The sequence below is a fragment of the Streptomyces sp. NBC_00236 genome, from assembly GCF_036195045.1.
GTDB lineage: Bacteria > Actinomycetota > Actinomycetes > Streptomycetales > Streptomycetaceae > Streptomyces.
Genome location: NZ_CP108100.1, coordinates 5,049,002 through 5,074,541 on the forward strand (window position 1 = coordinate 5,049,002; position 25,540 = coordinate 5,074,541).

A 25,540-nucleotide genomic window follows, 5' to 3' on the forward strand; every position below is an offset into this window, starting at 1 on the left:
GCCGGCACGGGGTGCGCGGCCGGTCCCGAAGCGCCTCAGGACTGGATGCCGTACAACGCCAGCGGACGGCAGCGCAGGGTGTCGCCGACCGCCGCGACCTTCGCCTGGATCTCGAACGTGACGGTGGCGCCGAAGGCGGCCGGCAGCCGCTCCGTGAAGGTCAGGCCGTCACCCGGCACGCCCACCGGACCCAGCGGGAGGCCGTCGACGAGCAGCCGCACCTCGGCGCCTGCGGTGCCCTCCGCGGCGACCACGCAGTGCAGCCGCGGGTGCTGGACGAGCCCCGGGCCCCGGTAGAGCGTCGTCCAGTCGGTCGACCCGGTGGACTCCCAGCGTGCGGCGTCGGCCGGGCCGGGCAGTGGGTACGGGATGTAGGGGCGGGCCAGTCCGCCGCGGGCGGCGTCGTCGGCGAAGACCACGTTGCCCCGGCGGTCGAAGACCTGCACCGGCTGGACGGGAAGGGTGTCCGGGGCCGCCGTCCAGACGGTCAGGGCCAGGGAGCCGTCGTCGCGGCGGACGACGAACCCCTGCTGCGGCTCGTCCTCACCGCCCCGGTCGGGCTGGACCCGCCCCAGGTAGAGCAGGTCCTCGTCGCCGGAGGTGCGTACGCGCAGCCGCCCCCGGTCGCCGATGACGACCTCGCCGCCCATGATCTGATTGAGCGCCGGAGTGGTGTTGGCGCTGCCCATCAGGTCCCTGACCTGGCGTTCCAGCGCGCGGATACGGTCGAGCAGGTCGGTGGGGATGATCGCCACGGGTCAGGCTCCTTCCAGGTAGAGGACGGCGGTCTCGGCCTTGGTGCGCTGCGGCGGGGTGACGGCGATGCCGACGATCCGGTAGGCGGCGTCCAGACCCTCGTGGTGCCACAGGTCGTGGATCCGCAGCCGGATGCGGGCGCCGAGGAGTGCCGGGGTGATCCGCCCGTCGAGCAGCACGGTCAGTTCCGGGATGACCTCGGGCCGGTTCTGCCGGGCCAGTTCGGCGGCGGCCAGCGAACGCAGGGTCGCCGCGTCCGTGACACCGCTGTGGTCGGAGGTGAGCTCCAGCCGTGGCCAGCCGGCCCCCAGGTCTCCGGGGGACTCCTCGCGGGCGGTGAGCGGCTGGGACTCCTGGGACTGGTCGGTGTTGGCGGAGTCGCCCCGGGCCACCCAGACGTTCGCCTGCACGGTGGAGTCCGTCGGCAGGTTGTAGGTGAGCACCTGGCCGGGGTGGCTGAGCACGATGTCCGTGTGCCCCGTCCGGATCTGCGGGTGGCCGAGCTGAAGGCGCTTGACCCGGCGGCCCTCGGCGTCCCGGTAACAGTGGATGCGCCACTCGAACCCGTCGCTCAGCCGGCCGAGGTTGTCGAGCAGTTCCCGAACGCGGGTGAGCGCGGAGTAGGCGTACGCGTAGTCCCGCACCACCCCGGACCGGTCGTGGCCCGGGCTGATGCCGATGTCGCCGCCGGGCTGTTCCTGCGCGTGCGTGATCAGGGTGTGGGCGATCTCGAACTGGTCCGTTCCGGTGCCCGCCAGGTCGTGGGCGAGGATGCGGTGGTCCAGGTAGGAGTCGAAGGTGCCGGCCTGGAACTGCACGGTCAGCCGGCCCTGTTCGTCGGAGACCGGTGTGCAGGTCCACAGGATTCCGCCCCACCAGATGTCGCCGTCGCGCTCCAGCCAGACCGCGGTGCGGCCGGGCTGGAGCGCGGCCCGTGCCCGGGCCGCGAGCGCGCCCCCGGGCAGGGGGACGGTGGCGGTGAGCGAGCCGGGCTTGCCTATGTAGTCGTCGAACTTGGTCTCGGTGAGCGGCAGCACGTCCAGGAGGCGGTCGGTGCGCAGGTCGCAGAAGAGCGCGCGGTAGACGGGCGTGGTGACGGATGCGGTCATCGGCTGCCTCACACGAGCGGGTCGACGCGGATGAATCGGTTGTCGAACCAGCCCTTGTTGCTGGTCGCGGAGGAGCAGTAGGCGGAGACCGCGGTGTAGTCGGCGCCGGCCTGGAGCCCGGTGACGCGGAAGGTGGTGGACACCGACGTGAGTGCCTTGGACCCGACCGCCGCCGCGCGCTCCTCGTCCGCCGCGAGGACCAGGGTCCCGCCCTTGCGGATGTTGACTCCCATCCGGGACCACTGGCCGTCGACCCCGGTGTTCCCCATGAAGCCGACGGTGATCAGGACCGCGCCCGTCACCGGCACGGTGAAGGTGGCGGAGACGGTGGGGCCCTTGGTGTCGTCGACCGCCTCGACCCAGGCGGTGGTGGCGCAGTAGCCGCCGTCGTTGTTGTACGCCCAGGCGGAGGACGGGACGGCCGGCCGCCAGACGGTGCCGTCCCAGCGCTGGAGCCGTCCGGCCTCGTCGCGGTACTGGCCGGTGTACTCACCCGAGGCGAGCGCCCCCTGCGGGGCGATGCCGCCGGTCTGGCGGGGGTAGTTCGCCCAGCGGGCGCCGTCCCAGCGCTGGAGGGTGCTGGAGGTGTCGCGGTACTGGCCCGGGTACCCGCCAGGGGTCTCGCGGTTCCACGAGTCGGCGAGGATGCCGCCGACGGCCACGGCCGACACGCGCATGTCGTACACGGCGTCGGCCCAGGCGATGCCGCCGGTGCCGACCGAGGCCCCCGCGGGAACCAGGACGCGGGCGAGCGGAAGCGAGGCTTCCGGGAGCTGCGGCGGCTCCGGGGTGGCCTCCGCCTTGCCCACGACGACCTCCAGCACGGCTTCCGTGCGGGCTCCGCCGTCGGCCTGGGCGTCGTACACCCGGACGACCACCAGGTCGATGCGCGGGTTGGAGGCGTCGCCGTCGCCGAAGGTCACGTCGGTGTAGTCGGTGAGTACGACCGGGTAGGCCCCGGCCGAGCCCCGGCCCTGGATCACGGCGCGTCCCGGTGCGACGCTGGCCTTCATTCCGGCGCTCTCGCCGAAGACGTAGAGACCGGACATGAGGTATTCGCCGCCGGCGGAGCCCGGGATGACGCCGCCGGTGCTGGTCAGGGCCCCGCTCGGGGTCATGGTGCCGGTGGGGGAGAGCCGGGTGTCCGCCCGGGACTGGCCTGTCTCGGTCTCGGTGCGGTTGATCAGCCAGGCGCTGCGTACGGGCATGTTGTCCTCCTGGTAAGGGATGGGAAGGTCGGTCGTGCGGCGCCGCGCCTCACCAATGGGCGTCGCGCCAGCGCAGGGTGGCGGAGGCCCGGGGGTCGGGGGTGGCGTCGTCGGAACGGAAGGCCAGCTCCGTGCGGCCCGGCGGCAGGTGGAACAGCTGCTCGGGGGACGAGGCGGGGGACGCGGTGTAGAGCCGGGAGGCGGTGGCGTTGAGGAGCACCGTGCCGGACTCCGTGTCGACGGTCAGGACGTCCTGGGGCCCGAGCACGATGTCGTAGCTCAGCTGCCGGCCGTCACCGAGCCGGGTCAGCGCCGGACGCCGGAGCGGGCCGCGGAACTCGACCACGGGGTGGGCTGCCGCCGCACCGTCGTTGACGGCGGTGCAGGTGCCGGCCGAGCCGGTCTCGCCCCACTCCAGCGGCCAGCGGACCCCCATGCCGGTGGCGCCCGGTTCGGCCGGCCAGTCCAGGCCCGGCTCGCTCACGGGCAGCGAAGCCCGCGTCTCCCGCAGGACCACACCGAACCGGCGCGGGTCGGTGGCGGTCCACTGGAGGCTGGTCCGGGCCGCGCCGTGCACCACGTAGGACCGGTCCTGCGGGACGACACGGCGGCTGACCCGGGCCCGGACGGCCAGCGTCTCGCCGTGCAGCCGCACGGCCAGCCACTGTTCGCCGCCGTCCGCGCCGGTGGCGGCCCGGAAGGCGGAGACGACGTCGAGGGCGTGCCCCGCCGCGCGCGGCAGCAGCCAGACGGACGCGCCGACCAGCCGGGGCTGCGCCCAGCGGGCGCCGGGCCAGGCGCCGTGCTGGTCGGGGCGGACGATGTCGCCGGTGTCCAGCACCGGCAGATCGTCCCAGCCGGTGAGGCCGGTGCGGTCGATCTCGTACGGCGTACCGGGCCCCATCAGCAGTCCGGCCCACTGGATCTGCCCGTCGCGGGTGATCAGTGAGCCGGGTGCGGTCTCCTGGGCGTATGTGGTTGTGGTCTCGGCCATGAGGGGCCGTCACCTCGCTTCAGTCGTGGGGCGGGTGGGTGCTCATGCCGCCGCCCCGTGCAGGAACAGCAGGTCGGTGGCGACGGCGAGCGGGCCGTTGCCCTCGGTGGCGTGGTAGGAGCGCAGCCGTGAGCGGTCCGTGGAGCCGCTGGGGCCCGTGGTGCGCGGCGGGGCGTCGACGGGGCGCAGCCGGCTGAGCGCGGACAGGGGCAGGACGGCGGAGCCGCCCGGTGACCTCGCGGGCTGGACGACGCCGCCTTCGGCGAGCTGGGGGATCTTGGGCAGGTCGACCCCGAACTTCTTGCCGAAGAAGTTGAAGCTGAGCTTGTTGAGGCCGTCGATGACCCAGTTGGCGAAGGAGATCAGCGCCTTGACCGGCCCGGTGACCGCGGCCATGACGCCCTGCATGCCGGTGCTGACGAAGCGGCCGATGCCGTCGAGGGTCCTGGACATGGCGTCCTTGACCCGGGTGAACATGTCGGGGATCTTCTTCCTGATCCAGTCCAGGACGGGCTGGATGACCGTGCGGAACCCGCTCCAGGCGCGGCGGATGAGGCCGGTCACGGCGTTGGTGGCCGAGGTGACGGCGGCCCGGGTGCCGCCGAAGTCCTTGGAGAGCAGGGCGCCGACGACGGCCAGGACCGCGGTGACGACCGCGAAGGCGGCCTTGAAGTAGGCCGAGATCACGGTGGCGTACACCTTGAGGACGGGGCCGAGGAACGTGCCGATGGTCTGGAAGGCCTTGAGGACCTGGTCGAAGACCTGCTTCATGATCTTCTGGCCGGTCTGCGAGTTGAGCGCGTACTCGATGAGGTAGCCGACCAGCGGGCTCACCAGGCCGAGGACGAACCCGAGCGGGTTGGCGCGCATGGCGATGTTGACGCCGGTCATCGCCCCGGAGGCGACCGTGAGGGCGCCGCCGAAGAGGCCCATGAGCGTGGACACCGCGCCGGAGCCCGCACCCAGGACGCCGACGACCGTGCTGAACAGGCCTGCCTCGGTGGCGATGGAGTTGAGGGGCGCGAGGGTGGTGCGGGCCTTGTTGCCGCCGGTACGGAGCTGGGTCGCCGTGCGGCCGGCGGTGCGGCCCGCCTTGGTGAGGGATTTCCCGGCCGCGTCCGCCTTGGTTTTGATCTGCCGGAGCTGGGTGCCGGCGGAGGTGGCAGAGCCCTTGATCCGGTCGGCGGCGGCTCCGGCCCGGCCGATGCCCTGGGCGACGGCCCGCACGGACTGCGCGGCTCCGGTGACGCGGCCGCGGAAGGAACCGAGCGCTCCGGCGACTCCCGCGAACGGGTCCGCGCCGGCGCCGATCGCCGCGGCACTCATCCGCGGGCCTTGGACAGGAAGAGCAGGGCGGCGGCCGTCTCCTGGAGGTCTGCCGTGGAGGCTTCGTAGTAGTTCTCGATCTGGAAGCCGGACACCGCTCCGGCCGTGGCGTTGACCGAGTCGGCCCTGGCCCGGCGGGCGGTGTGCTGGAGCAGCCGGTCCAGCTTGGACAGCGGGAGCACGGCCTCCGCCTCACCGGCCTCGGCGACGATGGCGTGCACACCGCCGTTGCGCGGGGCCACGATGCCGCCGGCCGCCAGCTGCGGGATCTTCGGCAGGCTGATGCCGAAGGTCTTGCCGCCGACACCGGGGACCCAGCCGGGGATCGAGACCTTGATGCGGTTGAGCTTGTCGATCGCGGAGTTGATGAGCCGGATCACGGAGTTGATCGGGCCCTTCACCGCCCCTGTGATCTTGTCGAAGGCTCGTTTCGCGATGCCCTGCAACCCGCCCCAGATGCTGGACAGCTTCTCCTTGACCTTGCTGAAGGCCTGGGGGATGACGTCACGGATCCAGTTGATGACAGGCGAGATGATTTTCTTGATGCCGTTCCAGACGCTGGAGATCACCTTCTTGACGGCGTTCATCACCGTCGTGATGATCTTCTTCCAGGCGTTGAAGTAGGTCGTGACGACCTTGGCGACGGCCTTGATGACGACGGTGATCGCCTTCTTGATGCCGTCCCAGACCGTCTTGATCAGCGCCCCGGCCTTCTTCATGATCGGTCCGACGGCCTTCATGACCGAGCTGATGACCTTCTTGATCGCGTCGAAGGCGACCTTGAGGACCTTCTGCATGGTCTTCGACCGGGCGGCCATCTCGACCACCTTCTCGACCAGCGGGGCGAGCAGGGAGAGCAGCTGGCCGACGAGGTTGCCCTTCATCGACTTGTTGAGCCCCTTCATGCCCTTGGACGCCTTGTCGGCGCCGGACTTGAACTTGCCGACCTGGGTGCCGCTCTTCTGGCCGGTCTTGCCGGCCTTGGACATCGAGCGCTCGGCCTTGTCGGCGGACTGCTGGATCTTGGCGAGTTCGCGGGCGGAGCCCTGCGCGGAGCTCTTGATCTTCTTGAGTTCGCGGTCACCGGCCGAGGCCTGCCGGCCCAGGGCGTCGGCGGCCTTGCCGGCCACCTGGGTGCCGGTCTTGAAGCTGTTGAGGGAAGTTGTCGCTCTCCCGAGTGATCGCACCAGGGACATATGTCCACCTCTTTCTCGGCAGGGGATGGCGTTTCGCCCGGATCATCCGAGGGCCGAGACCAACTGATCGATCCGTGTGTGCAGCTCGTTGAGCTCGGCGGAGGCGGCACGCGTGGACGGGATGGTCCCGGGCGACAGCGGGACGCCCGACCGCACCTGATTGCGGGTGTTGTGCCGGGCGCGCGTATTCGCGGCGACCCGTTTGTCCAGAGCGTCGATCCTCTTGTTCAGCTTCTTCGCGACTTCCTTGATCCGGAGAGTGAGCCGCTGGTCGAGTTTGTGGAATCTGCTGTTGAGCTCCAGTTCCGCCCTGTGCGCGCTCGTGCGGAACTGTTTCTGCCACTGTTTGCGCCGCGTGACGAAGTTGGCCATGCGCGCTACATTCCGGTTGATTCGTTCCGTCAGATCCAGAAGCGTGAAGTCGTACTTCACGATGGTGAGACCGATCGATGCGAAGGTGGCCCCGATCATGCCTGCGGTCAGCCCGGTTACGAGGCCCATGAATTCCGGTGTTTTGAAATACCGGCGGTCAGGAGCCCAGACAGATTCTCCGGCCTTTTCGATCTCGGAAGTGATCAGACTTTTTAGGGATGCCTCGAAACTCGCTTTTTCCTTCTTTTCTGATGCCTTCTTCTCCTCGCCACCCTTGACGAGGAAGGCAAACTTCTCCTTGTCGAGTTTGGTCTGGATCTGAGTCGTGAGTCGTGAATCCTGTGAAGTCAGATCCTCCCTGATTTGCCTTATCTGTTCCTCGGGGCTGCTCATAGCGATCCTCGCCTTCCTCTGATACCGTCAGCCGAATGAGTGATTCAGTCGGAATGGGTGTGACAGAGAATGCTTCGGGCGGTAAAATGCCGCTCCGTCATGCTTTAGCCGTGGTCGGGGTATTTCTCCAGTTCTGCGGGGCCACGCTCCTCATCGAACTGTTCAGCCGGGCAGGAAATCTCTCGGCCTGTGGCTACCGGGCCGGCGTGGCCTGCGAAAAGGGATCGGCGCTGCTGGGCCTGGGTGCCCCGGTCTTCATCGCGGGCATTCTGTTCTTCGGTCTCCTGGACCGAGGTGCCGGTTGGGCGGGGTCGGCGAAAGTGTTCAGCGGGCTGTCCCTGCTGTACGGAACCGCGGGCATCGGCCTGGTCTTCGCATGGGCCGCGGCCACCGCAGACAGTGTCGTGCGGTCCGCAGTGGCCGGCGTGCTCGCGGTCATTCCGCTCTGGGTATGCGTGGTTCTCGCCAGAGGGTTTTTCCAAGGCCTCCGCCGACATGGCGCCAAGTGGTGGGCGAAGGAGACCTTCTGGACGCTCGAGGACCTTCCCCAGTCAAAGCGTGCACGAAAGCGGATCCTGCGGACGAGAGGTCTCGATCTCGGGCGCATGCGGAATGGCAGACTGGAACCCGAAACGCGGCAGGAGAAATTCCACTGGACTCTCTTCTTCGTGGAATCGTGCGCGGCTCTGATCGGCGGAGTGCTGGCCGGGTGGCTGTTCATCGTCAGTGTGTCCTCGTGACCGCACCCGGGGACCTGTCCGCGGTCATGTGGGGCGGCACCGGGTGAGGGACGAAAGGCCGCGCGCCGGGCTCAGGCGAAGAACCGCATGAGTTCGCCGCGGTCGGGCGTCTCCGGCGAGGGGGAGTCCGGGCCTTCCGGTGGCTCTTCGGTGTCACCGGGCCTCGGCACCGGCACCGGCGGCTCCGGCGCGTCGGAGTCCTCGTCCGTGTTGACCGAGGCGAACATCCAGTTGGCGGCGGCGAGATGGTCCACGGCGGCGGCCAGGAGGTAGTCCGTCACCGTCCAGTCGGCGCTGTCCCCGTGGAGTTCCTGGGCGACGGCGCTGTCGCGTGGCATGTGCTTGACCAGCACCGCGAGCCGGCGGCTGGTGAGCCGGCCGCGATACCAGTCGAGCAGGTCCACGCCGAAGTGCCGCAGCAGGTCGGCCTCCAGAGCCTCGGCGTGTTCTTCCGCGAACGCGTCGAGGCTCAGCCTTCCCCCAGGCCGAGCCCGGTCTCCTTGCCGTACGCCTCCAGGATCGCGGCGATGTCCTGCATGGTGATGTCGTGCCGCTCGAAGCGCGCGAACTGCTCCTCGCCCAGCAGCAGTTTCAGCAGGCCGTCGACGTCGTTGTCGTCGAGGGAGCGGAGCGCCTTGGCGGTGGAGCGGCCCAGTTCGGTGGGCAGTTCGAAGGTGTCGTCGTCCAGGTCGAAGGACCAGGAGCGGCCGAGCGCCTCCATGCGCTGGGCGCGGGCGGCGTTGACGTCGAATGAAGCCATGGGTGGCGGTTCTCCTTACGTGAGCGTGTGGGGCGGGGGTGCCGGGGCGGGGCCGGGGTGAGCCGGCCCCGCCCCGGCGGGGAATCAGGCGCCGGCGCCGGCCGGAACCTGGTAGGCGGCGTCCTTCATGACGAAGGTGGCGAGCGCCTGGTCGTTGCCCGGGGAGAGGGCGGTGAAGGTGACACCGAGCATCGCGGCCGCCTTGCGGGCGAGCTTGATGTCGTCGGTGGCCGTCACCTGGCCGCGCGGGATGACGAAGCGGTAGGTGACCGCCGTGCCGTCGGTGAACTCCAGGCCGAGCGCGCGCTCGTCGAAGGTCGGGCCGTCCGGCACGTCGAACTGGACGATGTCCGGCTTGGTCGTGTCCCGGCGGATGCCTTCCTTGGCGCCGCCCAGGAAGAAGGGCAGCGTGTCCTCGTTGAACTGGAGCATCGAGAACTTCAGCGTCAGGTCGCGGTCCGCGTAGATGAACCGGGCCGGGCTGATCGACTGCCACGTCTCGACCGGGTCCAGCTTGTCCTTCTTGGAGAAGGTCACCCCGTCCGTGGAGGTGTAGCCGAGGTCGGTCCACTCCACGCCCCAGTCGGCCGACGGGTCGTCGGAGAAGGCGGCCGGGAGGGGGGCGTTGATGTCCGCGACGAGGATGCGGCCGGTGCCGGCCACGCGGATCTCGGACGAGTTGTTGCCTGCCATGGATGGCTCCTTGGGATGAATCGGTGTGGGGTCGTGCCTGCCGTGGGTACGGCAAAGGCCCCGCCGGTGGCAGGGCCTCGTCTGTGGCGGCGCGGGATCGCGCCGGGGTGGTGGTGTCCGGGTCAGCCGATGCGCAGCGAGACCCGCATGACGGTGAGGTAGCGGTTGGCCGCCGGGTACAGGTACTCGGGCAGCCAGCGCGGGCCGTCGGCCTCGACCACGTCGGTGATCACGACATTCGTCCCGTACGTCCGGCCGACCGCCGAGAGCAGCTCGGCGCGGGCGGCGTTGGCGAGGCGGTGCGCGGTCACCTTGTCGGGGCCGTAGGCCTCCAACTCGATGAGCGGCCGGTCGAGATGGAGGTCGTCGATCCAGGCACCGCCGCGCCGGGAGACGATCACCGCCGGCTGGGTGCCGTCGAAGCCCGGCGGCGGGGTCTCGTCCACGACCGCGTCCGCGAGGTCCGGGCGGTCGGAGAGGAGCTCCACGACGATGGCCTCGACGTCGGGGAAGGTGCTCGGGGGTGAACTCATGACGGGGCATCACTCCTGTTCGTGGCCGGTCGGCCGCCGAGGGGCGTACGGGTACGGGAACGGCGGAGCTGCGCCCCGGAGGGAAGGTGGGCGCAGCTCCGCCGCTGCACCAACTGTGACGCATAACGTGCGTGCGCGCAACTATTTAGTGCGAGGTGGCAATCTCGAACGCGCCGGCAACTCCCGCGTGAGGGGGGCCGGGTGCGTTAGTCTGCGGGTATCGAACACACATTCGAGAGGTGGCGGTTCTGAAGCACGGAGCGCCGTTACTGGGCGTGCGGCACAAGGAAGTGGAGCGGGTGTGGACGGGAGCACGATGGTGATCGGGGCCCAGGATCGGCTGGCCGATGTCATGGCCGCTGTGGTCGAAGTGGCCGCGGAGTCGGGGGAGTCGGGTACGTACACCGCGGACGTCGCCCGGACGCTCACCGCCGTCGTCGGCAAGGTCGCGGCGAGGGTCGCCGTGGAGGCGGAGACGCGGGGGTTCCGCAGCGGCTGGGGCGAGGCGGTGGCGCTGACCTCCGGGGGCAAGGGGGAGAGCGCCCAGGTGTTCCGGATGTAGCCCGCGCCGAGGGCGAAGGGGGTCCCGCGCCCCGGGGTGGCGGACCCGTGCGCGAGGCGGGGGCGTGCGCGAGGCGCGGACCCGCGCCCCGGGATGGCGGACCCGAGGGCCAGGCGGGGGCCCGCGCCTCGGGATGGCGGACCCGAGGGCCAGGGGGGCCCGCGCCTCGGGATGGCGGACCCGTGCGCGAGGCGGGGGCGTGCGCGAGGCGCGGACCCGCGCCCCGGGATGGCGGACCCGAGGGCCAGGCGGGGGCCCGCGCCTCGGGATGGCGGACCCGTGTGCGAGGCGGGCAGGGGGATGGGGGCATGGCGAAGGGGGGAGGGGCGGACCCTGCGCGGGCCTGCCCCTCCCCCCCCCTTCACCTCTGCCGTCCTCAGCCGGCCGTACGCGGCTTCCGCCGCGCGGCCCGCTCCGCCGCGAAGACGTCCTCCAGCCGGAACAACTGTGCCCGGCCCTGCTTCCCCGCGGGGGTCAGGCGCCCGAGCTGCACCCACTTGCGGATCGTCGCCGGAGTCACGCCCGCCTCGTCGGCGGCCAGCGCTCCGGTGAGCAAGGTCGCCGCGGTCACCGGCGCACCTCCTTCTCCGCGCTGTCCACCGTCGAGCCGCTCAGCTCGGTGAGGTCCCCGCCGGACTCCGCCGCCAGCCGCGCCCAGGCGCCCTCGCTCCAGGCGTGCCGGTGGGCCGGGTCCGTACGGCAGTCGCAGTCCTGGCCGGTGCACCGGCAGGCGGGGTTCACGCACAGCACCGCGCGCCGGGCCGGGAAGGCGCGCAGGGAGACCGAATCGCACCACGGGCAGCGGCCGCGGACCCGGACGACGGGTTCCGCCGCACCCAGTGCACGGGTGCAGCGCCGCGCCATCCGGCGGGCCTCGTCCCGGATATGAGCCGTGAGCAGCGGGTCTTCGGCCGCCTGTCCGAGCAGGGCGGCGACGCGGAGCAGCCGCTCGGCCACCCGGGCGCGCCGGGGACGCGGCAGGCGCAGCCGGTCGTGCACCGCCTCGTCGAGTTCCACCACGCCGTCGCTGATGTCGCGGATGGCGTCGGAGACGTGCAGCCGCAGGGGCGCGGTGGTGGGGCCGGACGGGGTGAGGCCGTGCAGTTGTTCGGCCCGCAGCGCCTCCTCCCGTTCGGCGCGGCTGCGGCCCGCCGGGGCGGACGCCCTGCCGAGGTCCGGCGGGGGAGCGGAGGAGGAGTGGGGTGACGGTGCCAGTTCGCCGAGCAGCTCCGGGAACTGCCTCAGCAGCAGTTCGATCCAGAGCAGGGCGTCGCGGGCGGGCTGGTCGGTCTTCTCGTTCTCGGTGCGCGTGGTCATGGGCGGTCCCTTCTCCCCGGACACGGTTCGTTGCGTGGTCGCACGTTCGCATGTTGCGCGCTCGCGCGCAAACGCTATTGGCCGGAAGGTGCGGCCTTTATGTCGACCGAATCCTCACAAACGAGACGGGGCGAGAGGGTAATTCCGTGCGCGCAAGCGCGATACTCTGAGGTTCGCTTCGGAGGGAGGCGACCGCTCATGACCACAGGCGAACTCGACCGCTTCGCGACCTGGATCGAGGGACTGATCCGACAGCGCGGCTTCGACATCGACAGCCCGCGCGGTGGCGGAAAATCGCGCCTGGCCGACGAGGCCGGAGTCCACCGGGCCGCCATCACCCGGCTGCTCCAGCGCCAGAGCATGCCCGACCTGGAGACCACGCGACGGCTGGCCCAGGTGCTCCAGGTCCCGGTGCGCGACATGCTCATCCAGTCCGGCCGGCTCACCGAGGAGGACCTGCCGCTGCCGTCGGCCGGCCGGAACTCCACGGGCGGCGAAGGGCGCCTCACGCTGGAGGAGGCGGCGGACGGCCTGGGGGTCGCGGCGGACCAGCGGGAGATGTTCATCAGGATCGCCGGCCAGTTCCTGCCCTCGGAATCGGCGGCGGCCGCCGGGCGCCGGGCGCCGCTCGCCTCCGACTGACGTACGCCTCCGGGTCGCGTCCCGGTGCCGCTTGTGGATCATGGGTCGTCCCCGGCGCGCCGCCTCCGGTGCGGGCCCGTAAGCTGGGCCGGCCTGTCCCCCCGCTCCAACAGGCGTGCGCGCAGCGGTGACGCGACGCGCACCCGCACGCTATGCGCACGACCCTGTGCCGGTGCGCGGTTCGGGCCGAAGAACGGGGGTGCGCGTGGCCGAGCGTGAAGAGCGACCCCGGATTCCCGCCGAAGAGCCCGCTACGGCGGAGCCGGCCGCCTCCGTGCCGGCCGCCTCCGTGCCGGCCACGTCCGCGCCGGCCGCCTCCGCCGAAGCCGCCGACCCGACGGGCTCCTCCAGCGGCAAGCTCCCTCCCGGCGACAGCGCACCCGACGCGGCCCCGCCGTCCGTGGGTGACCCCGTCGACGACGCGGACACCCTCTCCGGGCTCCTCGCCGCACTCGGCCGCCATCTCGAGAGCCACGCGCCCGACGAGGTCGTGGTGCTGCTGCGGGAGGAGATGGAACGGCGTGAGCTGCGCGCCTACTCCAACGGCTGGCGCGATGCCGCCGCCCAGTACGAGCCGGCGCTCCAGGAGGCGAGGGCGGCAGGCGGCCGAACCTTACGGCTGGTGAGCAGGGCGACCGGGCAGGCGGCCGTGATCCCGCTCCGGCGGCAGCCGGGCGGCGCGGCGGACCGGGCCCGGGAGGACGACGCGGCCGGCGAGCGGACCGGACCGGCGGCCGACGGGGAGCGAGGGACCAGGCCTGCCGCTTCCGCCCCCGCCCTGGTCCCCAAGAGCCGAAGCTCCCGGGTGCCCACGATCCCGCGGCTGCGCCCTCCGTCGCGGCGGCCGTCCGGAGACGCGAATCGCGTCACGCCCGACGGCGAGCCCCTGTGACGTGGGACACGGGACGGCGCGCCAGGTGGGGCGCGCCTTGGGGCCGCCCCCGAGCGGGCGTCGGCCTCGGGGCATTTGTTTTGACCGGAGTCGACGAGGTAGGTACGCTCAGACCTTGTGCCTGGGGTGTGCCTGGGCTCGTGTGCGTGTCCTCAACCGCACGGCGAGTTCGTCTTTGGCCACCGCAATCTGTGCTTCCACTGCTCCAGGGGAGTGGCCCGCAGCATTCGACACACCCGACCGCGTGGGTCGGTGAGTGTTCCAGGTTAGTTTCACCGACGGCACACAGAAACCGGAGAAGTAGTGCCTACGATTCAGCAGCTGGTCCGGAAGGGCCGGCAGGACAAGGTCGAGAAGAACAAGACGCCCGCGCTCGAGGGTTCGCCCCAGCGCCGCGGCGTCTGCACGCGTGTGTTCACGACCACCCCGAAGAAGCCGAACTCCGCGCTCCGGAAGGTCGCACGTGTGCGTCTGACCTCCGGCATCGAGGTCACGGCCTACATCCCGGGTGAGGGACACAACCTGCAGGAGCACTCCATCGTGCTCGTGCGTGGTGGCCGTGTGAAGGACCTGCCGGGTGTTCGCTACAAGATCATCCGCGGCTCCCTTGACACCCAGGGTGTCAAGAACCGCAAGCAGGCCCGCAGCCGCTACGGCGCCAAGAAGGAGAAGTAAGAATGCCTCGTAAGGGCCCCGCCCCGAAGCGCCCGGTCATCATTGACCCGGTCTATGGTTCTCCTCTTGTCACCTCGCTGATCAACAAGATCCTGCTCAACGGCAAGCGCTCCACCGCCGAGCGGATCGTGTACGGCGCCATGGAAGGCCTCCGCGAGAAGACCGGCGCTGACCCGGTCATCACGCTGAAGCGCGCGCTTGAGAACGTCAAGCCCTCGCTCGAGGTCAAGTCCCGCCGTGTCGGTGGCGCCACGTACCAGGTGCCGATCGAGGTCAAGCCCGGTCGCGCTGCCACCCTCGCGCTGCGCTGGGTCGTCGGTTACTCCCGCGCCCGTCGCGAGAAGACGATGACCGAGCGGCTCATGAACGAGCTGCTCGACGCCTCCAACGGTCTTGGCGCTGCCGTCAAGAAGCGCGAGGACACCCACAAGATGGCCGAGTCCAACAAGGCCTTCGCGCACTACCGCTGGTAGTCGCTTACCCCATCGAGACCGAGAGAAGATTGAGCCTTATGGCCACCACTTCGCTTGACCTGGCCAAGGTCCGCAACATTGGGATCATGGCCCACATCGACGCGGGCAAGACGACCACCACAGAGCGGATCCTGTTCTACACCGGCGTCTCGTACAAGATCGGTGAAGTCCACGACGGCGCTGCCACGATGGACTGGATGGAGCAGGAGCAGGAGCGCGGCATCACGATCACGTCCGCCGCGACGACCTGTCACTGGCCGCTCAATGATGTTGACCACACCATCAACATCATCGACACCCCGGGTCACGTCGACTTCACCGTCGAGGTGGAGCGTTCGCTCCGCGTCCTCGACGGTGCCGTCACCGTGTTCGACGGTGTGGCCGGCGTCGAGCCGCAGTCCGAGACCGTGTGGCGTCAGGCGGACCGCTACGGCGTGCCGCGTATCTGCTTCGTCAACAAGCTCGACCGCACCGGTGCGGACTTCTTCCGTTGCGTCGACATGATCGTCGAGCGCCTCGGCGCTGTCCCGATCGTCATGCAGCTCCCCATCGGCGCCGAGGCGGACTTCACGGGCGTCGTCGACCTCGTGTCGATGAAGGCCTTCGTGTACCCCGAAGAGGCCGCCAAGGGCGAGATGTACAACGTCGTCGAGATCCCGGACAACCTGAAGGAGGCCGCCGAGGAATGGCGCGGCAAGCTCCTTGAGGCCGTCTCGGAGAACGACGACGCCATGATGGAGCTGTACCTGGAGGGCGAGGAGCCCACCCAGGACCAGCTGCACGAGGCGATCCGTCGGATCACCCTCGCGTCGAAGGGCACCGCGGACTCCGTCACGGTCACCCCGGTGTTCTGTGGCACCGCGTTCAAGAACAAGGGCGTCCAGCCCCTGCTCGACGCGGTCGTCCGTTACCTGCCTTCGCCCCTGGACGTCGAGGCCATCGAAGGCCACGACGTCAAGGACCCCGAGAAGGTCATCTCGCGCAAGCCTTCGGACGACGAGCCGTTCTCCGGCCTGGCGTTCAAGATCGCGAGCGACCCGCACCTCGGCAAGCTCACCTTCGTCCGGATCTACTCCGGTCGCCTCGAGGCCGGCACCGCGGTGCTGAACTCGGTCAAGGGCAAGAAGGAGCGCATCGGCAAGATCTACCGCATGCACGCGAACAAGCGTGAGGAGATCGCGTCGGTGGGCGCCGGTGACATCATCGCCGTCATGGGCCTGAAGCAGACCACCACCGGTGAGACGCTGTGTGACGACAAGAACCCGGTCATCCTGGAGTCCATGGACTTCCCGGCGCCGGTCATTCAGGTCGCCATCGAGCCCAAGTCCAAGGGTGACCAGGAGAAGCTGGGTGTCGCCATCCAGCGCCTCTCCGAGGAGGACCCGTCCTTCCAGGTGCACTCCGACGAGGAGACCGGCCAGACCATCATCGGTGGTATGGGCGAGCTTCACCTCGAGGTGCTCGTCGACCGCATGAAGCGCGAGTTCCGCGTCGAGGCGAACGTCGGCAAGCCGCAGGTCGCGTACCGCGAGACGATCCGCAAGGCCGTCGAGCGCATCGACTACACGCACAAGAAGCAGACTGGTGGTACCGGCCAGTTCGCGAAGGTGCAGATCGCCATCGAGCCCATCGAGGGTGGCGACGCGTCCTACGAGTTCGTCAACAAGGTCACCGGTGGCCGCATCCCCCGTGAGTACATTCCCTCGGTGGACGCGGGTGCTCAGGAAGCCATGCAGTTCGGCATCCTGGCCGGTTACGAGATGGTCGGCGTCCGCGTCACCCTTCTCGACGGTGGTTACCACGAGGTCGACTCCTCGGAGCTCGCCTTCAAGATCGCCGGTTCGCAGGCGTTCAAGGAGGGTGCCCGCAAGGCGTCCCCCGTGCTCCTTGAGCCGATGATGGCCGTCGAGGTCACCACGCCCGAGGACTACATGGGCGATGTCATCGGCGACCTCAACTCCCGCCGTGGCCAGATCCAGGCCATGGAGGAGCGCAGCGGCGCTCGCGTCGTGAAGGGCCTCGTGCCCCTCTCGGAGATGTTCGGCTACGTCGGAGACCTCCGCAGCAAGACCTCGGGTCGCGCAAGCTACTCGATGCAGTTCGACTCCTACGCCGAGGTTCCGCGGAACGTCGCCGAGGAGATCATCGCGAAGGCCAAGGGCGAGTAACTCCCCGAGTTGACGCTTTAGGCTTATCACCGGAGCCTGGTGGGGCATTTGACGCGGCGCGCAAGCAATGCGTCGAATGCCCCCGGCCCCGGCATCCCAGCAAAGATCACCTGGCGCCGATGAAGCAAGGCGTACAGAACCACTCCGCAGGAGGACCCAGTGGCGAAGGCAAAGTTCGAGCGGACTAAGCCGCACGTCAACATCGGCACCATCGGTCACATTGACCACGGTAAGACGACCCTCACGGCCGCCATTACCAAGGTGCTGCACGACGCGTACCCGGACCTGAACGAGGCCTCGGCCTTCGACCAGATCGACAAGGCGCCGGAAGAGCGCCAGCGCGGTATCACCATCTCGATCGCGCACGTCGAGTACCAGACGGAGTCGCGTCACTACGCGCACGTCGACTGCCCGGGTCACGCCGACTACATCAAGAACATGATCACGGGTGCGGCGCAGATGGACGGCGCCATCCTCGTGGTCGCCGCCACCGACGGCCCGATGCCGCAGACCAAGGAGCACGTGCTCCTGGCCCGCCAGGTCGGCGTTCCGTACATCGTCGTCGCGCTGAACAAGGCCGACATGGTGGACGACGAGGAGATCCTGGAGCTCGTCGAGCTCGAGGTTCGTGAGCTCCTCTCCGAGTACGAGTTCCCGGGCGACGACCTTCCGGTCGTCAAGGTCTCGGCGCTCAAGGCTCTTGAGGGTGACAAGGAGTGGGGCCAGACCGTCCTCGACCTGATGAAGGCCGTCGACGAGTCCATCCCGCAGCCCGAGCGTGACGTCGAGAAGCCGTTCCTGATGCCGATCGAGGACGTCTTCACGATCACCGGTCGTGGCACCGTCGTCACCGGTCGTATCGAGCGTGGTGTCCTCAAGGTCAACGAGACCGTCGACATCGTCGGTATCAAGACCGAGAAGACCACCACCACGGTCACCGGCATCGAGATGTTCCGCAAGCTGCTCGACGAGGGCCAGGCCGGTGAGAACGTCGGTCTGCTCCTCCGTGGCATCAAGCGCGAGGACGTCGAGCGCGGCCAGGTCATCATCAAGCCGGGTTCGGTTACGCCGCACACCGACTTCCAGGCCCAGGCCTACATCCTGTCGAAGGACGAGGGTGGCCGTCACACCCCCTTCTTCAACAACTACCGCCCGCAGTTCTACTTCCGTACCACGGACGTGACGGGCGTGGTGACCCTTCCCGAGGGCACCGAGATGGTCATGCCGGGTGACAACACCCTCATGGACGTCGCGCTGATCCAGCCGGTCGCCATGGAAGAGGGCCTGAAGTTCGCCATCCGTGAGGGTGGCCGGACCGTGGGCGCCGGCCAGGTCACCAAGATCCTCAAGTAAGTCCTTGAGAGTCTGACCTGGTAGCTCCGCACAAGAGCACCGAGAAGGGCCCCGTCCCATCGCGCAAGCGGTGGGACGGGGCCCTTCTTCTTTCCTGCGGCCGGTGTACGGGGTGCTTACTACGGGCGTACGGGTGCACGCACCATGAACACGTCGACCGGGTCCTCGCGCTCCAGGACGAACCCGTGCCGCTCGTACAGCCGCCGGGCCGCGCTGCCCTGGAGCACGTCGAGGCGGACCGGAACCCCCTCGGCGTCGGTACGGGCCAGCAGCCCGCTCAGCACGGCTGAGCCGATGCCCCGCCCCTGGAGCCTCTCGTCGATGAAGAAGCTCTCCAGGCAGTGCCCGTCCTGGTGGGGGCGGAGGGTGACGCTGCCGGCGAAGCGGCCTTCGGCGACGATCACCGAGGCGTGCTCGGGCACGTAGGAGTCACGCATCCGCCGGCGTACCCGGTCCTCGTCGTAGCGGCCGAGGCGGACCAGGTCCGGGCGCATCACGACGGCCCGGAGCTCGACTATGGCTTCGAGGTCCTCGGGGGTGGCGGGGCGCAGGGCCCAGGGCTGAGTGGTACGTGCATGCATGGCGGGAGTCTGTCAGAGGGCGGGCGGCGGACCCCCGGTCGTTGACGCCTGGGAATGCCTCATACCTGTCTAAAGTGGGCGCATGTGCCATTACTGCGGCTGCCGGGAGATTCCGCTGATCAAGGAGTTCATCGCGGAGCACGAGTCCGTCACCGACGCGGCCGGTGGCGCCCTGCGTGCCCTGGACTCCGGTGACCGGGGCCTGGCCGCGGAGCTGGTGGCCCGGATGGGGCGGGAGTTGCGGGCCCATTGGCAGGGGGAGGAGCAGGGGCTCTTCGCGGTGATGAGCGGCGATGCGGAGTACGCCGGGTACATCGAGGCGCTGGTGGCGGAGCACCGCGAGCTCGCCGCGTTCCTGGACCAGGTCGACCTGGGGCGCGCCGAGGACGTCGTACGGCTGCGCGAGGCGGTCGACGAGCTGCACCACCACATCGCGAAGGAGGAGGACGGCCTGTTCCCGGCCTCGCTCACCGCGCTGTCCGGGGACGAGTGGGACCTCTCGATGGCGGCCTGGCGAACGGCGCATCCGGACGCGCGCGGGCGCCTCGGTCGGTAGCCGACGTGCGGACCGGAGGCGAACCCCCGGGTGGACGTCCGGCCGGTCAGGGCCGGCGCGACAGGTCGGACAGGCGCACGCCGTGCAGCACGCGCAGGCGACGCAGCTGCCAGTAGGCCAGGAGGACCAGCGTCACCGGCCCGGTGAGGCCGAGGAGCAGGTGCACCGGCGTGGAGACCTGGTCGTACATCGGGTCTCCCATCGTGGGCAGGGTCAGACAGAGCATGAAGAACGTCGGCAGGAGGACCGGCAGGCAGTCGTTGACGTCAGCGCTGCGTCCTCCGTTGAGGATGAGCAGCAGCATGCCGCCAGCCCAGCCACCACAGGACGCCGCGCCGCGCCCGGGGCACGAGGCGGAGGACGGGCGCGGGGGTCGGGCGGGGCGGTGGCCCCGGTGGCGGCACAACCGGACGTCTCGTACCTGGCTCCGCCATCGCTGCTCCCGTGGCCGGTGTCGGCACAACTGTAGGGAAGCGCGGACCCGGCGTCATCAGTGCTTTCCCGGACGCCGCGAGTTACGGGGCGCCCCAAGGGCAGGGGAAGGAGCAGGGGCCTGACGCGGGGATCAGCCGGCGTCCAGAACCGTACGGGCCGCCGCACACAGGGCCTCGTCGTCGCGGACGGAACGCCAGTCGTCGTGGCGTACGGGGCGTTCGTCGGCGTCGAGGAGGGCGTGCAGGACCGGGGCGGCCTGCCGGAGGTCCGAGGGGAGCCGGCACAGGCTCCGGGCGGTGGCCATCGCGTCGGCGCGGTAGTCGTGTGCGATCCGTTCCCCCTCCGCCGGCTCCTTGGGCTGTGGGGCGAGGAGTACGTCGCCGTGCGCGGCGAAGGGGGCGAGCGCCTCGGCGAGGTCGAGGTCGCTGCGGTTCCACCAACGGCCGGCCGAACCCATCGGGCGGTGGGTGAAACCGCCACGGGTGGTGAGCAGTTCGGTGAGGCCCGGCACGCAGCGGTCGTCAGTCATCCGGCTCAGCGCCCAGAGGGCGTGCTCCCACGTGAGTGCGTCGGGTTCGCCGGGTTCGCCGGACGGAGTGAGATACGTGGCGACGAGGTCGGCCCAAGGGCGTGCGGCGGCTCCGCACATGGCGAGGACCCGCAGAGCGAAGACACGGTTCTCCGCATGCGCATCGCCCACGAGCCCGGCCACGGTGGGCAGGAGCGCGGGTACGGCGGAGCGCCACCGCGACATCAGGCTCGCGGCGACTCTGAGGCCACCCGCGCGCTTTTCGTAACCGTCGTGACGCAACAGCGCGTGTGCGAGGGCGAGCCGTCCGGGCAGGTCGGCTCCGAGCCGCCGGTCGGCTTCGGCGATGACGTCGGCCTGCGGGGAGACGCACTGCCACGGCAGGTGGATCGTCGTGCCCGAGGAGGCGAGCAGCGCGGCGGTGGTGACGGCGGCGTAGAGGGGATCGGCGTGCCCGGGCAGGGCGCGGCACAGGGCCTCCACGGCCTGGAGCCGGACATCGTGACGGATCTCCTCGTCCCATGCGATCCAGGCGTCGATGTCCTGGTCCATGTCGGGTTCCTCGCCCTTACCCTCGACGGTCATGCGGTGCCGCAGCCATGCGAGAGCCTCTTCGCGTCGCCGGGTGGCGTGGCGGGCGAGCTCACCGACGCCCCGCACGAGGCATCCGGCCGGCCAGAGTTCCGGCTCGGCGTCGAAGCGCGCCCGGAAGTCGGCGATCAGGGAGTCCGCGTGGGCGGCGGACTGCGCGAGTGCAAGGACCGCGCTGCCCCGGACGACGTAGTCGCCGTCGTCGAGCAGCGGCAGCAGCTCCTCGGCAGCCCGCTCCCAGGCGGCCGGCCACGTCGCGTCGACGGTGGGCCGACAGCTGCCTTCGAGGATCCGGTCGACCTTCGCCGTCGGGGCGGTGTTGCCCGTGGCGGCGATGTCGGCGATCGTCTGCAGGACCTCGAAGCGCACTGTCACGTCCGGATCCCGGGCCGCCTCGACGAGGAACGGCAGTACCTCGGCGGCCGCCCCGCTCACCGTGCCGCCGTCGCCGATGGCGGCGAAGCGCAGATTCAAACAGGTGTTGTCGGCCGTGACGCGGTCGGTCGCCCAGAGCCCCGACGGCTCCTCGGGACCGTACTGCTCGCAGGCATGGAGTTCCGTCACCTTCGACCAGTCGGCCTGTGTGGCGAGCCGCGCCAGCCGCTGTGCGCGCGCGTCCTGTGTCGACATCCCGCCGCCCGCCGCCCCTCGTCAGCTTTTCGGGTCGAGGCCCAGCAGGGGCAGGACGAGGTCGCGATTGCCTCTGCGCCCGTCCCACGCCTCGTACACCAGGGCCTCCGGGCCGGTGATCCGCAGGCCGTCGCGCAGGCCGGTCACCGTCATCCCCGCCAGCTTGCGGTACGCACCCGACGGCGACGGCCAGGGCAGCCCGGCCGACCAGTTGTGGCCGTAGACGGTGTCCTCGGGCGGTTGCCAGCCCGCCTCGACGATCAGCCGGGACCCTGCCTCTCCCGCGCGCAGCGCCGGGTCGAGACCGTGATCACCGACCAATTCGGCCCCCAGCTCCTCGTCGCTCTGCAGGAACTGCGCATACCGGCCCGTGCCCCCGCCCTCGCGGATGATCAGCACCGATCCGGCGCCCAGCAAGGTCAGCTGCTCGGCGAGCCTTTCCCCGAATCCGTCCCAGCCCGTCACAGCAGCCCTTCCTCGTCCATCCGCAGAAGTTCCTCGTCGAGAGACAGCCGCTTGTTGGTCACCAGTTCCAAGTACACCGAGTCTCCCGTGTGTTCGAGGAGCAGCGTGGTGTCGGCACCGGCTGCCCAGTGAACCGAGGCAGGGGCGCCCGGCCTGCGGTCCGTCGGCGTGCCCAACGACGTGTGCAGCGCGGCGGCCATCCTCGCGAACGCGTCCTGGGACTGGGGCCAATCGGCCGCGTAGTCGGTCAGGCGCAGCCGCACGCGCTCGACCATCCCCTCGTCCTGCGCTCGTCTGCTGCGGGACGAGCCACGGCCGGGCCGCTTGAACCCGGTGTCGAGGAGGTCCCAACGCGGCCGGATCATCAGCGCCCGACGCGTGAACTCTGCGGATCGCCTGGAACTCGGCGTGGCCCCCAGCTCCCACGTGCAGTCCAACGACCGCAACCGTGCCGCAAGTTCGACAACCTCGGTATCACTCAACGCCCGCCAATGCGTCATACGCCCCGCCACCCCACCACGATGTCCTCCGCGACCAGGCCGGCGGCGCCCGACGGGTCGCGCGCCTGGATCCGGTCCCACCATTCCTCGACCACGCCCGAAGCGTCCATGAGGGGCTCCCTCGCACGGGCCACTGACACCCACATGGACGTGGCCCACGGATATGCGGTTGCCCGCCTGCGCGGACGAGCGGTGCAATGTCCGGCATGCTGACTGAAGTCCGCCCGCCGCGACGCGACGAGATGGCCGCGTACTACCGGACCTTGCCGTTCGCGAACGGCATGCCGAGCTGGGAGCCCGCGGACGCCGCGTGGCACGGCGGCCCCGAGCCCTGGCCCCCACAACACACGCCCGCCGACGCCGGCCAGCTCGAAGAGCTGGCCGCAGCCGACACCGCGGACGAGTCCTTCCACCCCATCGCGGCGTTCGCCGACGGCAGGTGTGTCGGGGCTTCGGGCACCATCTCCTTCGAGGTGACGGTCCCCGGCGGGCGGACGGTCAGGATGGCCGGCGTCACCTCCACCGGAGTGATCGCGACGCACCGCCGCCGTGGCTGCCTGCGGCAGATGATGCAGGCCATGTTCGACGCGGCTCTGGAGCGGGGCGAGCCGTTGGCGATGCTCAGCGCGAGCGAGGGCGGCATCTACGGACGGTTCGGGTTCTCGCCCGCGACCTACCGCACCCGCTGGGAGCTGGCACGTCACGAAGCGGCCCTCCTTCCGGCAGAACCGGACCCCGGATCGCTGGAGCTGACAGGCGCCGAGGACGCGAAGAAGGCCTGGCCCCGGGTGCACGCCTCCGTGCGCGCACACCGCGTCGGGGAACTCAGTTCACTCCCCGGGCGATGGGACGGGCTGTCCGACAAGGCGGACGGTACGAACGGGCCGCTGCGCTTCCTCGCCCACCGCGACCGGCACGGCGATGTGGACGGTATCGCGCACTTCCGGCTGCCGTGGTCCCCGACCGCCGACCGGGCGGGAACACTCGTGGTCGAAGCCCTGGAGGCGATGAACCCGGTGGCCTACCGCGCCCTGTGGGGGCTGCTCATCGACTTCGACCTCACCAGGACCGTCGTGGCGCCCGCCCGTCCGCGCGACGAACCCCTGCGATGGATGCTGACGAACCCGCGGGCGATGCGCGTCACCCGCCAGTCGGACAACCTCTGGGCGCGCCTCCTCGACGTCCCCCGCGCCCTGACGCAGCGCGCGTACCTGACGCCCGGCACGCTGAGGTTCGCCATCGACGACGACCGGATGTGTCCGGGGAACAACGGGACATGGCAACTGCGAGCGGACGATGCCGCGGTGACGTGCGTGCCGACCGACGCGCCGGCGGACCTGACCCTCACGCTCTCGGCGCTCAGCGCGCTGTACCTCGGCGGCAGGTCGGCACACGACCTCGCGTACGCGGGCCACATCAGGCAGCACGCCGACGGTGCGGTCGGACAGCTTGCCCGGATGTTCCGGGCCGACCCCGAACCGCACAACTCGTTCGGCTTCTGACGGTCTGGCCGGCTCAGTGGTCTTCTGCGAAGACTTCCTCGGCGGTGGTGGCGGTGGTGGTGGCGAGTGCCAGGTCTTTGCGGGGCGTCGTGACCGGAGTCGGACGGCGGGTGCCGCCGTGTCGAGGGACGGCCGCAGGACGTATGCGAGACGTTAGCCAAACATGAGCGGTGGGCGGGATGCTTCACGTGTCAGCAGGTCAAGCGGGGTAGCGGCTCGCCGCGCGTTCCGGGCCGCGACTGCACTCCTTACTCGACCGCCACACATTCGGGGAATTCACATGTGTACGACGATCCGCTCCCGCAAGCGCACCGCCACCATCGGCGCAGCACTCACCGCCGTCCTCGCCCTCGCCCTCACCGCCTGCAACGGCGACGACAACGCGGCGGGCAGCACGCAGGCCGGCCCCACCGCGTCGGCGGGCCAGGCGGGCGGTACCGGCGGGGCGGACCAGAGCACCGACACCGGCGGGAGCAACCAGGGCGACGGCGCCGGCACCGGCGGAAGCGATCAGGGCGACGGCACCGGCACCGGTGACACCAGCGACGGCAAGGTCGACATGTGCCGCTCCGGCGTGCTCGACGCCACCGCTGCCGACGACACCACGGACGAGACGGACGGCGTCGTCACCGTCACCTTCAAGAACGTCGGCGGCAGCGACTGCCGCATCAGCGGCTTCCCGGGTGTCGATCTGAAGACGTCCCTGGGCGACACCGTCTCCGTGGACCGCAACGGCGAGCAGGCCGTGCCGCAGATCCTCAAGGAGGGCGGGACCGCCGCCTTCCGCATCACGTTCCCGGTCAACAACACCGGCGGTACCGGTGTGCGGCTGACCGACATGGTGGTGACGCCCCCGAACGAGGTCGAGCCCTTCACCCTGACGTGGCCGGCGGGCACACTCGCCGTCACCGACGGCAGCGAGGACGCCGGGAAGATGCAGGTCAGCCCGGTGGGCTAGGGCCTTTCGTTCGGGTCATGCCGGGCTCGCGGGGTCCGGCACGAGGGGGTTGTCCGTCCGCTCATGTGACGGTCCGGCCCCTGGCTTGTTCCCTGCGGGTCGTGCGGGTCGCCACGTATCTCGTCGGCCTCCCCGCGGCCCTTCGCCAGGAGGTGTTGCAGCCCTTCAGGTGGGGAGACAGGCGCTTCGGCGATCGGGTCGGTCACGGTACGAGGTCGAGTTCCGCCCACACCGTCTTGCGCGGGACCGGGCCCGGAGTGACGCCCCAGCGGTCGGCGAGGGCCTCGACGACGAGCAGGCCGCGCCCGCCCTCCGCGAGCGGGCCGGGGGCCGAAGGCGCGGGCAGGCGGTCGCCCCGGGTGTCGGTGACCTCGATGCGCAGTCGGCTGTCCGTGTGGACGGCGAGGTGCAGTTGGAAGTCCCGGCCCGTCACCCGTCCGTGGACCGTGGCGTTGGTGGCGAGCTCCGCGACGATGTGCGCGGCCGACTCGGAGGGCAGTCCCCAGAGGTCGAGATGGGCCACGGCGAGGAGGCGGGCGAGCCGGGCGCCTCGGCGGGTGGGGGAGAGCAGCACGGTGAACGTGCGTTCGGTGGCGGGGAGTTGAGGGGTGGCGGTTTGTTGGTTCACATC

The 25,540-nt window shown here is 70.2% G+C and carries 30 protein-coding genes; 11 read left to right on the forward strand and 19 right to left on the reverse strand.

Features of this window, described 5'->3' with window-relative positions:
• Positions 1 to 35: 35 nt before the first annotated feature.
• Genes OG446_RS22770 through OG446_RS22800 form a run of 7 tightly spaced genes read right to left on the reverse strand, consistent with a single transcriptional unit; the run spans position 36 to position 7,354 of the window.
• Entirely contained in the window at positions 36 to 755 is a 720-nt protein-coding gene (locus tag OG446_RS22770) for a hypothetical protein (protein ID WP_328895779.1), read from the reverse strand.
• Between the two features lie 3 nt (positions 756 to 758).
• Positions 759 to 1,865, reverse strand: a complete 1,107-nt coding sequence (locus OG446_RS22775) for a hypothetical protein (RefSeq protein ID WP_328895780.1) — start codon at positions 1,863 to 1,865, stop codon at positions 759 to 761.
• An 8-nt stretch (positions 1,866 to 1,873) separates the two neighbouring features.
• On the reverse strand, positions 1,874 to 3,073 hold the full coding sequence (locus OG446_RS22780; RefSeq protein WP_328895781.1) for a hypothetical protein: 1,200 nt from the start codon (positions 3,071 to 3,073) through the stop codon (positions 1,874 to 1,876).
• A gap of 49 nt (positions 3,074 to 3,122) precedes the next feature.
• Positions 3,123 to 4,067: a phage tail protein gene (locus tag OG446_RS22785; protein WP_328895782.1), complete on the reverse strand. Its 945-nt coding sequence runs from the start codon at positions 4,065 to 4,067 to the stop codon at positions 3,123 to 3,125.
• 42 nt (positions 4,068 to 4,109) lie between these two features.
• On the reverse strand, positions 4,110 to 5,393 hold the full coding sequence (locus OG446_RS22790; protein ID WP_328895783.1) for a tape-measure protein: 1,284 nt from the start codon (positions 5,391 to 5,393) through the stop codon (positions 4,110 to 4,112).
• Complete coding sequence (locus OG446_RS22795) at positions 5,390 to 6,589, reverse strand: phage tail protein (protein WP_328895784.1); 1,200 nt, start codon at positions 6,587 to 6,589, stop codon at positions 5,390 to 5,392. Before OG446_RS22795 ends, OG446_RS22790 begins: the two co-directional genes overlap by 4 nt.
• A gap of 42 nt (positions 6,590 to 6,631) precedes the next feature.
• Positions 6,632 to 7,354 carry a hypothetical protein gene (locus OG446_RS22800; RefSeq protein ID WP_328895785.1) on the reverse strand — a complete coding sequence of 241 codons (723 nt, stop codon included), beginning with the start codon at positions 7,352 to 7,354 and terminating at the stop codon, positions 6,632 to 6,634.
• A 35-nt stretch (positions 7,355 to 7,389) separates the two neighbouring features.
• On the opposite strand from OG446_RS22800, the gene OG446_RS22805 reads away from it, so the two are divergent.
• A complete protein-coding gene (locus OG446_RS22805) occupies positions 7,390 to 8,094 on the forward strand; it encodes a hypothetical protein (protein ID WP_328895786.1) in 705 nt (234 codons plus the stop codon).
• Positions 8,095 to 8,165: 71 nt separating this feature from the next.
• Here the strand turns inward: OG446_RS22805 and OG446_RS22810 are convergent, their stop codons facing one another.
• The 4 genes from OG446_RS22810 to OG446_RS22825 form a co-directional block, all read right to left on the reverse strand.
• Positions 8,166 to 8,498, reverse strand: coding sequence for a hypothetical protein (locus OG446_RS22810; RefSeq protein WP_328895787.1), 333 nt, complete (start codon positions 8,496 to 8,498; stop codon positions 8,166 to 8,168).
• Positions 8,499 to 8,563: 65 nt separating this feature from the next.
• Positions 8,564 to 8,854, reverse strand: a complete 291-nt coding sequence (locus OG446_RS22815; protein ID WP_328895788.1) for a hypothetical protein — start codon at positions 8,852 to 8,854, stop codon at positions 8,564 to 8,566.
• An 84-nt stretch (positions 8,855 to 8,938) separates the two neighbouring features.
• On the reverse strand, positions 8,939 to 9,547 hold the full coding sequence (locus OG446_RS22820) for a phage tail tube protein (RefSeq protein WP_328895789.1): 609 nt from the start codon (positions 9,545 to 9,547) through the stop codon (positions 8,939 to 8,941).
• Between the two features lie 122 nt (positions 9,548 to 9,669).
• Entirely contained in the window at positions 9,670 to 10,080 is a 411-nt protein-coding gene (locus OG446_RS22825) for a hypothetical protein (protein WP_328895790.1), read from the reverse strand.
• 301 nt (positions 10,081 to 10,381) lie between these two features.
• On the opposite strand from OG446_RS22825, the gene OG446_RS22830 reads away from it, so the two are divergent.
• Positions 10,382 to 10,642: a hypothetical protein gene (locus OG446_RS22830; RefSeq protein WP_328895791.1), complete on the forward strand. Its 261-nt coding sequence runs from the start codon at positions 10,382 to 10,384 to the stop codon at positions 10,640 to 10,642.
• Between the two features lie 376 nt (positions 10,643 to 11,018).
• On the opposite strand, the gene OG446_RS22835 is transcribed toward OG446_RS22830, so the two are convergent.
• Complete coding sequence (locus OG446_RS22835) at positions 11,019 to 11,213, reverse strand: hypothetical protein (protein ID WP_328895792.1); 195 nt, start codon at positions 11,211 to 11,213, stop codon at positions 11,019 to 11,021.
• A complete protein-coding gene (locus OG446_RS22840) occupies positions 11,210 to 11,959 on the reverse strand; it encodes a hypothetical protein (RefSeq protein WP_328895793.1) in 750 nt (249 codons plus the stop codon). Before OG446_RS22840 ends, OG446_RS22835 begins: the two co-directional genes overlap by 4 nt.
• Positions 11,960 to 12,157: 198 nt before the next feature.
• Between OG446_RS22840 and OG446_RS22845 the strand changes: the two genes are divergently transcribed.
• From OG446_RS22845 to tuf, 6 genes are all read left to right on the forward strand, one after another.
• Positions 12,158 to 12,601 carry a helix-turn-helix transcriptional regulator gene (locus OG446_RS22845; RefSeq protein WP_328895794.1) on the forward strand — a complete coding sequence of 148 codons (444 nt, stop codon included), beginning with the start codon at positions 12,158 to 12,160 and terminating at the stop codon, positions 12,599 to 12,601.
• Between the two features lie 205 nt (positions 12,602 to 12,806).
• Positions 12,807 to 13,493, forward strand: a complete 687-nt coding sequence (locus OG446_RS22850) for a hypothetical protein (protein ID WP_328895795.1) — start codon at positions 12,807 to 12,809, stop codon at positions 13,491 to 13,493.
• Positions 13,494 to 13,796: 303 nt separating this feature from the next.
• Positions 13,797 to 14,168 (forward strand): 30S ribosomal protein S12, encoded by a 372-nt coding sequence (gene rpsL / locus OG446_RS22855; protein WP_003948652.1) that lies wholly within the window; start codon positions 13,797 to 13,799, stop codon positions 14,166 to 14,168.
• A 2-nt stretch (positions 14,169 to 14,170) separates the two neighbouring features.
• Positions 14,171 to 14,641 (forward strand): 30S ribosomal protein S7, encoded by a 471-nt coding sequence (gene rpsG / locus OG446_RS22860; RefSeq protein WP_014047773.1) that lies wholly within the window; start codon positions 14,171 to 14,173, stop codon positions 14,639 to 14,641.
• A gap of 38 nt (positions 14,642 to 14,679) precedes the next feature.
• Complete coding sequence (gene fusA / locus OG446_RS22865) at positions 14,680 to 16,809, forward strand: elongation factor G (RefSeq protein ID WP_328895796.1); 2,130 nt, start codon at positions 14,680 to 14,682, stop codon at positions 16,807 to 16,809.
• 159 nt (positions 16,810 to 16,968) lie between these two features.
• On the forward strand, positions 16,969 to 18,162 hold the full coding sequence (tuf, locus tag OG446_RS22870) for an elongation factor Tu (RefSeq protein ID WP_148020219.1): 1,194 nt from the start codon (positions 16,969 to 16,971) through the stop codon (positions 18,160 to 18,162).
• A gap of 119 nt (positions 18,163 to 18,281) precedes the next feature.
• Here tuf and OG446_RS22875 read toward each other — a convergent pair whose 3' ends face one another.
• Entirely contained in the window at positions 18,282 to 18,743 is a 462-nt protein-coding gene (locus OG446_RS22875; protein ID WP_328895797.1) for a GNAT family N-acetyltransferase, read from the reverse strand.
• An 82-nt stretch (positions 18,744 to 18,825) separates the two neighbouring features.
• On the opposite strand from OG446_RS22875, the gene OG446_RS22880 reads away from it, so the two are divergent.
• Complete coding sequence (locus OG446_RS22880; RefSeq protein WP_328895798.1) at positions 18,826 to 19,299, forward strand: hemerythrin domain-containing protein; 474 nt, start codon at positions 18,826 to 18,828, stop codon at positions 19,297 to 19,299.
• Positions 19,300 to 19,345: 46 nt separating this feature from the next.
• Here OG446_RS22880 and OG446_RS22885 read toward each other — a convergent pair whose 3' ends face one another.
• The 4 genes from OG446_RS22885 to OG446_RS22900 form a co-directional block, all read right to left on the reverse strand.
• Positions 19,346 to 19,603, reverse strand: coding sequence for a hypothetical protein (locus OG446_RS22885; protein WP_328895799.1), 258 nt, complete (start codon positions 19,601 to 19,603; stop codon positions 19,346 to 19,348).
• A gap of 261 nt (positions 19,604 to 19,864) precedes the next feature.
• Complete coding sequence (locus OG446_RS22890; RefSeq protein WP_328895800.1) at positions 19,865 to 21,484, reverse strand: hypothetical protein; 1,620 nt, start codon at positions 21,482 to 21,484, stop codon at positions 19,865 to 19,867.
• 21 nt (positions 21,485 to 21,505) lie between these two features.
• Complete coding sequence (locus OG446_RS22895) at positions 21,506 to 21,949, reverse strand: TY-Chap domain-containing protein (protein ID WP_328895801.1); 444 nt, start codon at positions 21,947 to 21,949, stop codon at positions 21,506 to 21,508.
• Positions 21,946 to 22,449 (reverse strand): DUF6301 family protein, encoded by a 504-nt coding sequence (locus OG446_RS22900; protein WP_328895802.1) that lies wholly within the window; start codon positions 22,447 to 22,449, stop codon positions 21,946 to 21,948. Before OG446_RS22900 ends, OG446_RS22895 begins: the two co-directional genes overlap by 4 nt.
• Before the next feature lie 206 nt (positions 22,450 to 22,655).
• On the opposite strand from OG446_RS22900, the gene OG446_RS22905 reads away from it, so the two are divergent.
• Both OG446_RS22905 and OG446_RS22910 read left to right on the forward strand, forming a co-directional pair.
• Positions 22,656 to 23,951, forward strand: coding sequence for a GNAT family N-acetyltransferase (locus tag OG446_RS22905; protein WP_328895803.1), 1,296 nt, complete (start codon positions 22,656 to 22,658; stop codon positions 23,949 to 23,951).
• 280 nt (positions 23,952 to 24,231) lie between these two features.
• Positions 24,232 to 24,909, forward strand: a complete 678-nt coding sequence (locus tag OG446_RS22910; RefSeq protein ID WP_328895804.1) for a DUF4232 domain-containing protein — start codon at positions 24,232 to 24,234, stop codon at positions 24,907 to 24,909.
• 202 nt (positions 24,910 to 25,111) lie between these two features.
• Here the strand turns inward: OG446_RS22910 and OG446_RS22915 are convergent, their stop codons facing one another.
• Complete coding sequence (locus OG446_RS22915; RefSeq protein ID WP_328895805.1) at positions 25,112 to 25,537, reverse strand: ATP-binding protein; 426 nt, start codon at positions 25,535 to 25,537, stop codon at positions 25,112 to 25,114.
• Positions 25,538 to 25,540 lie beyond the last annotated feature (3 nt).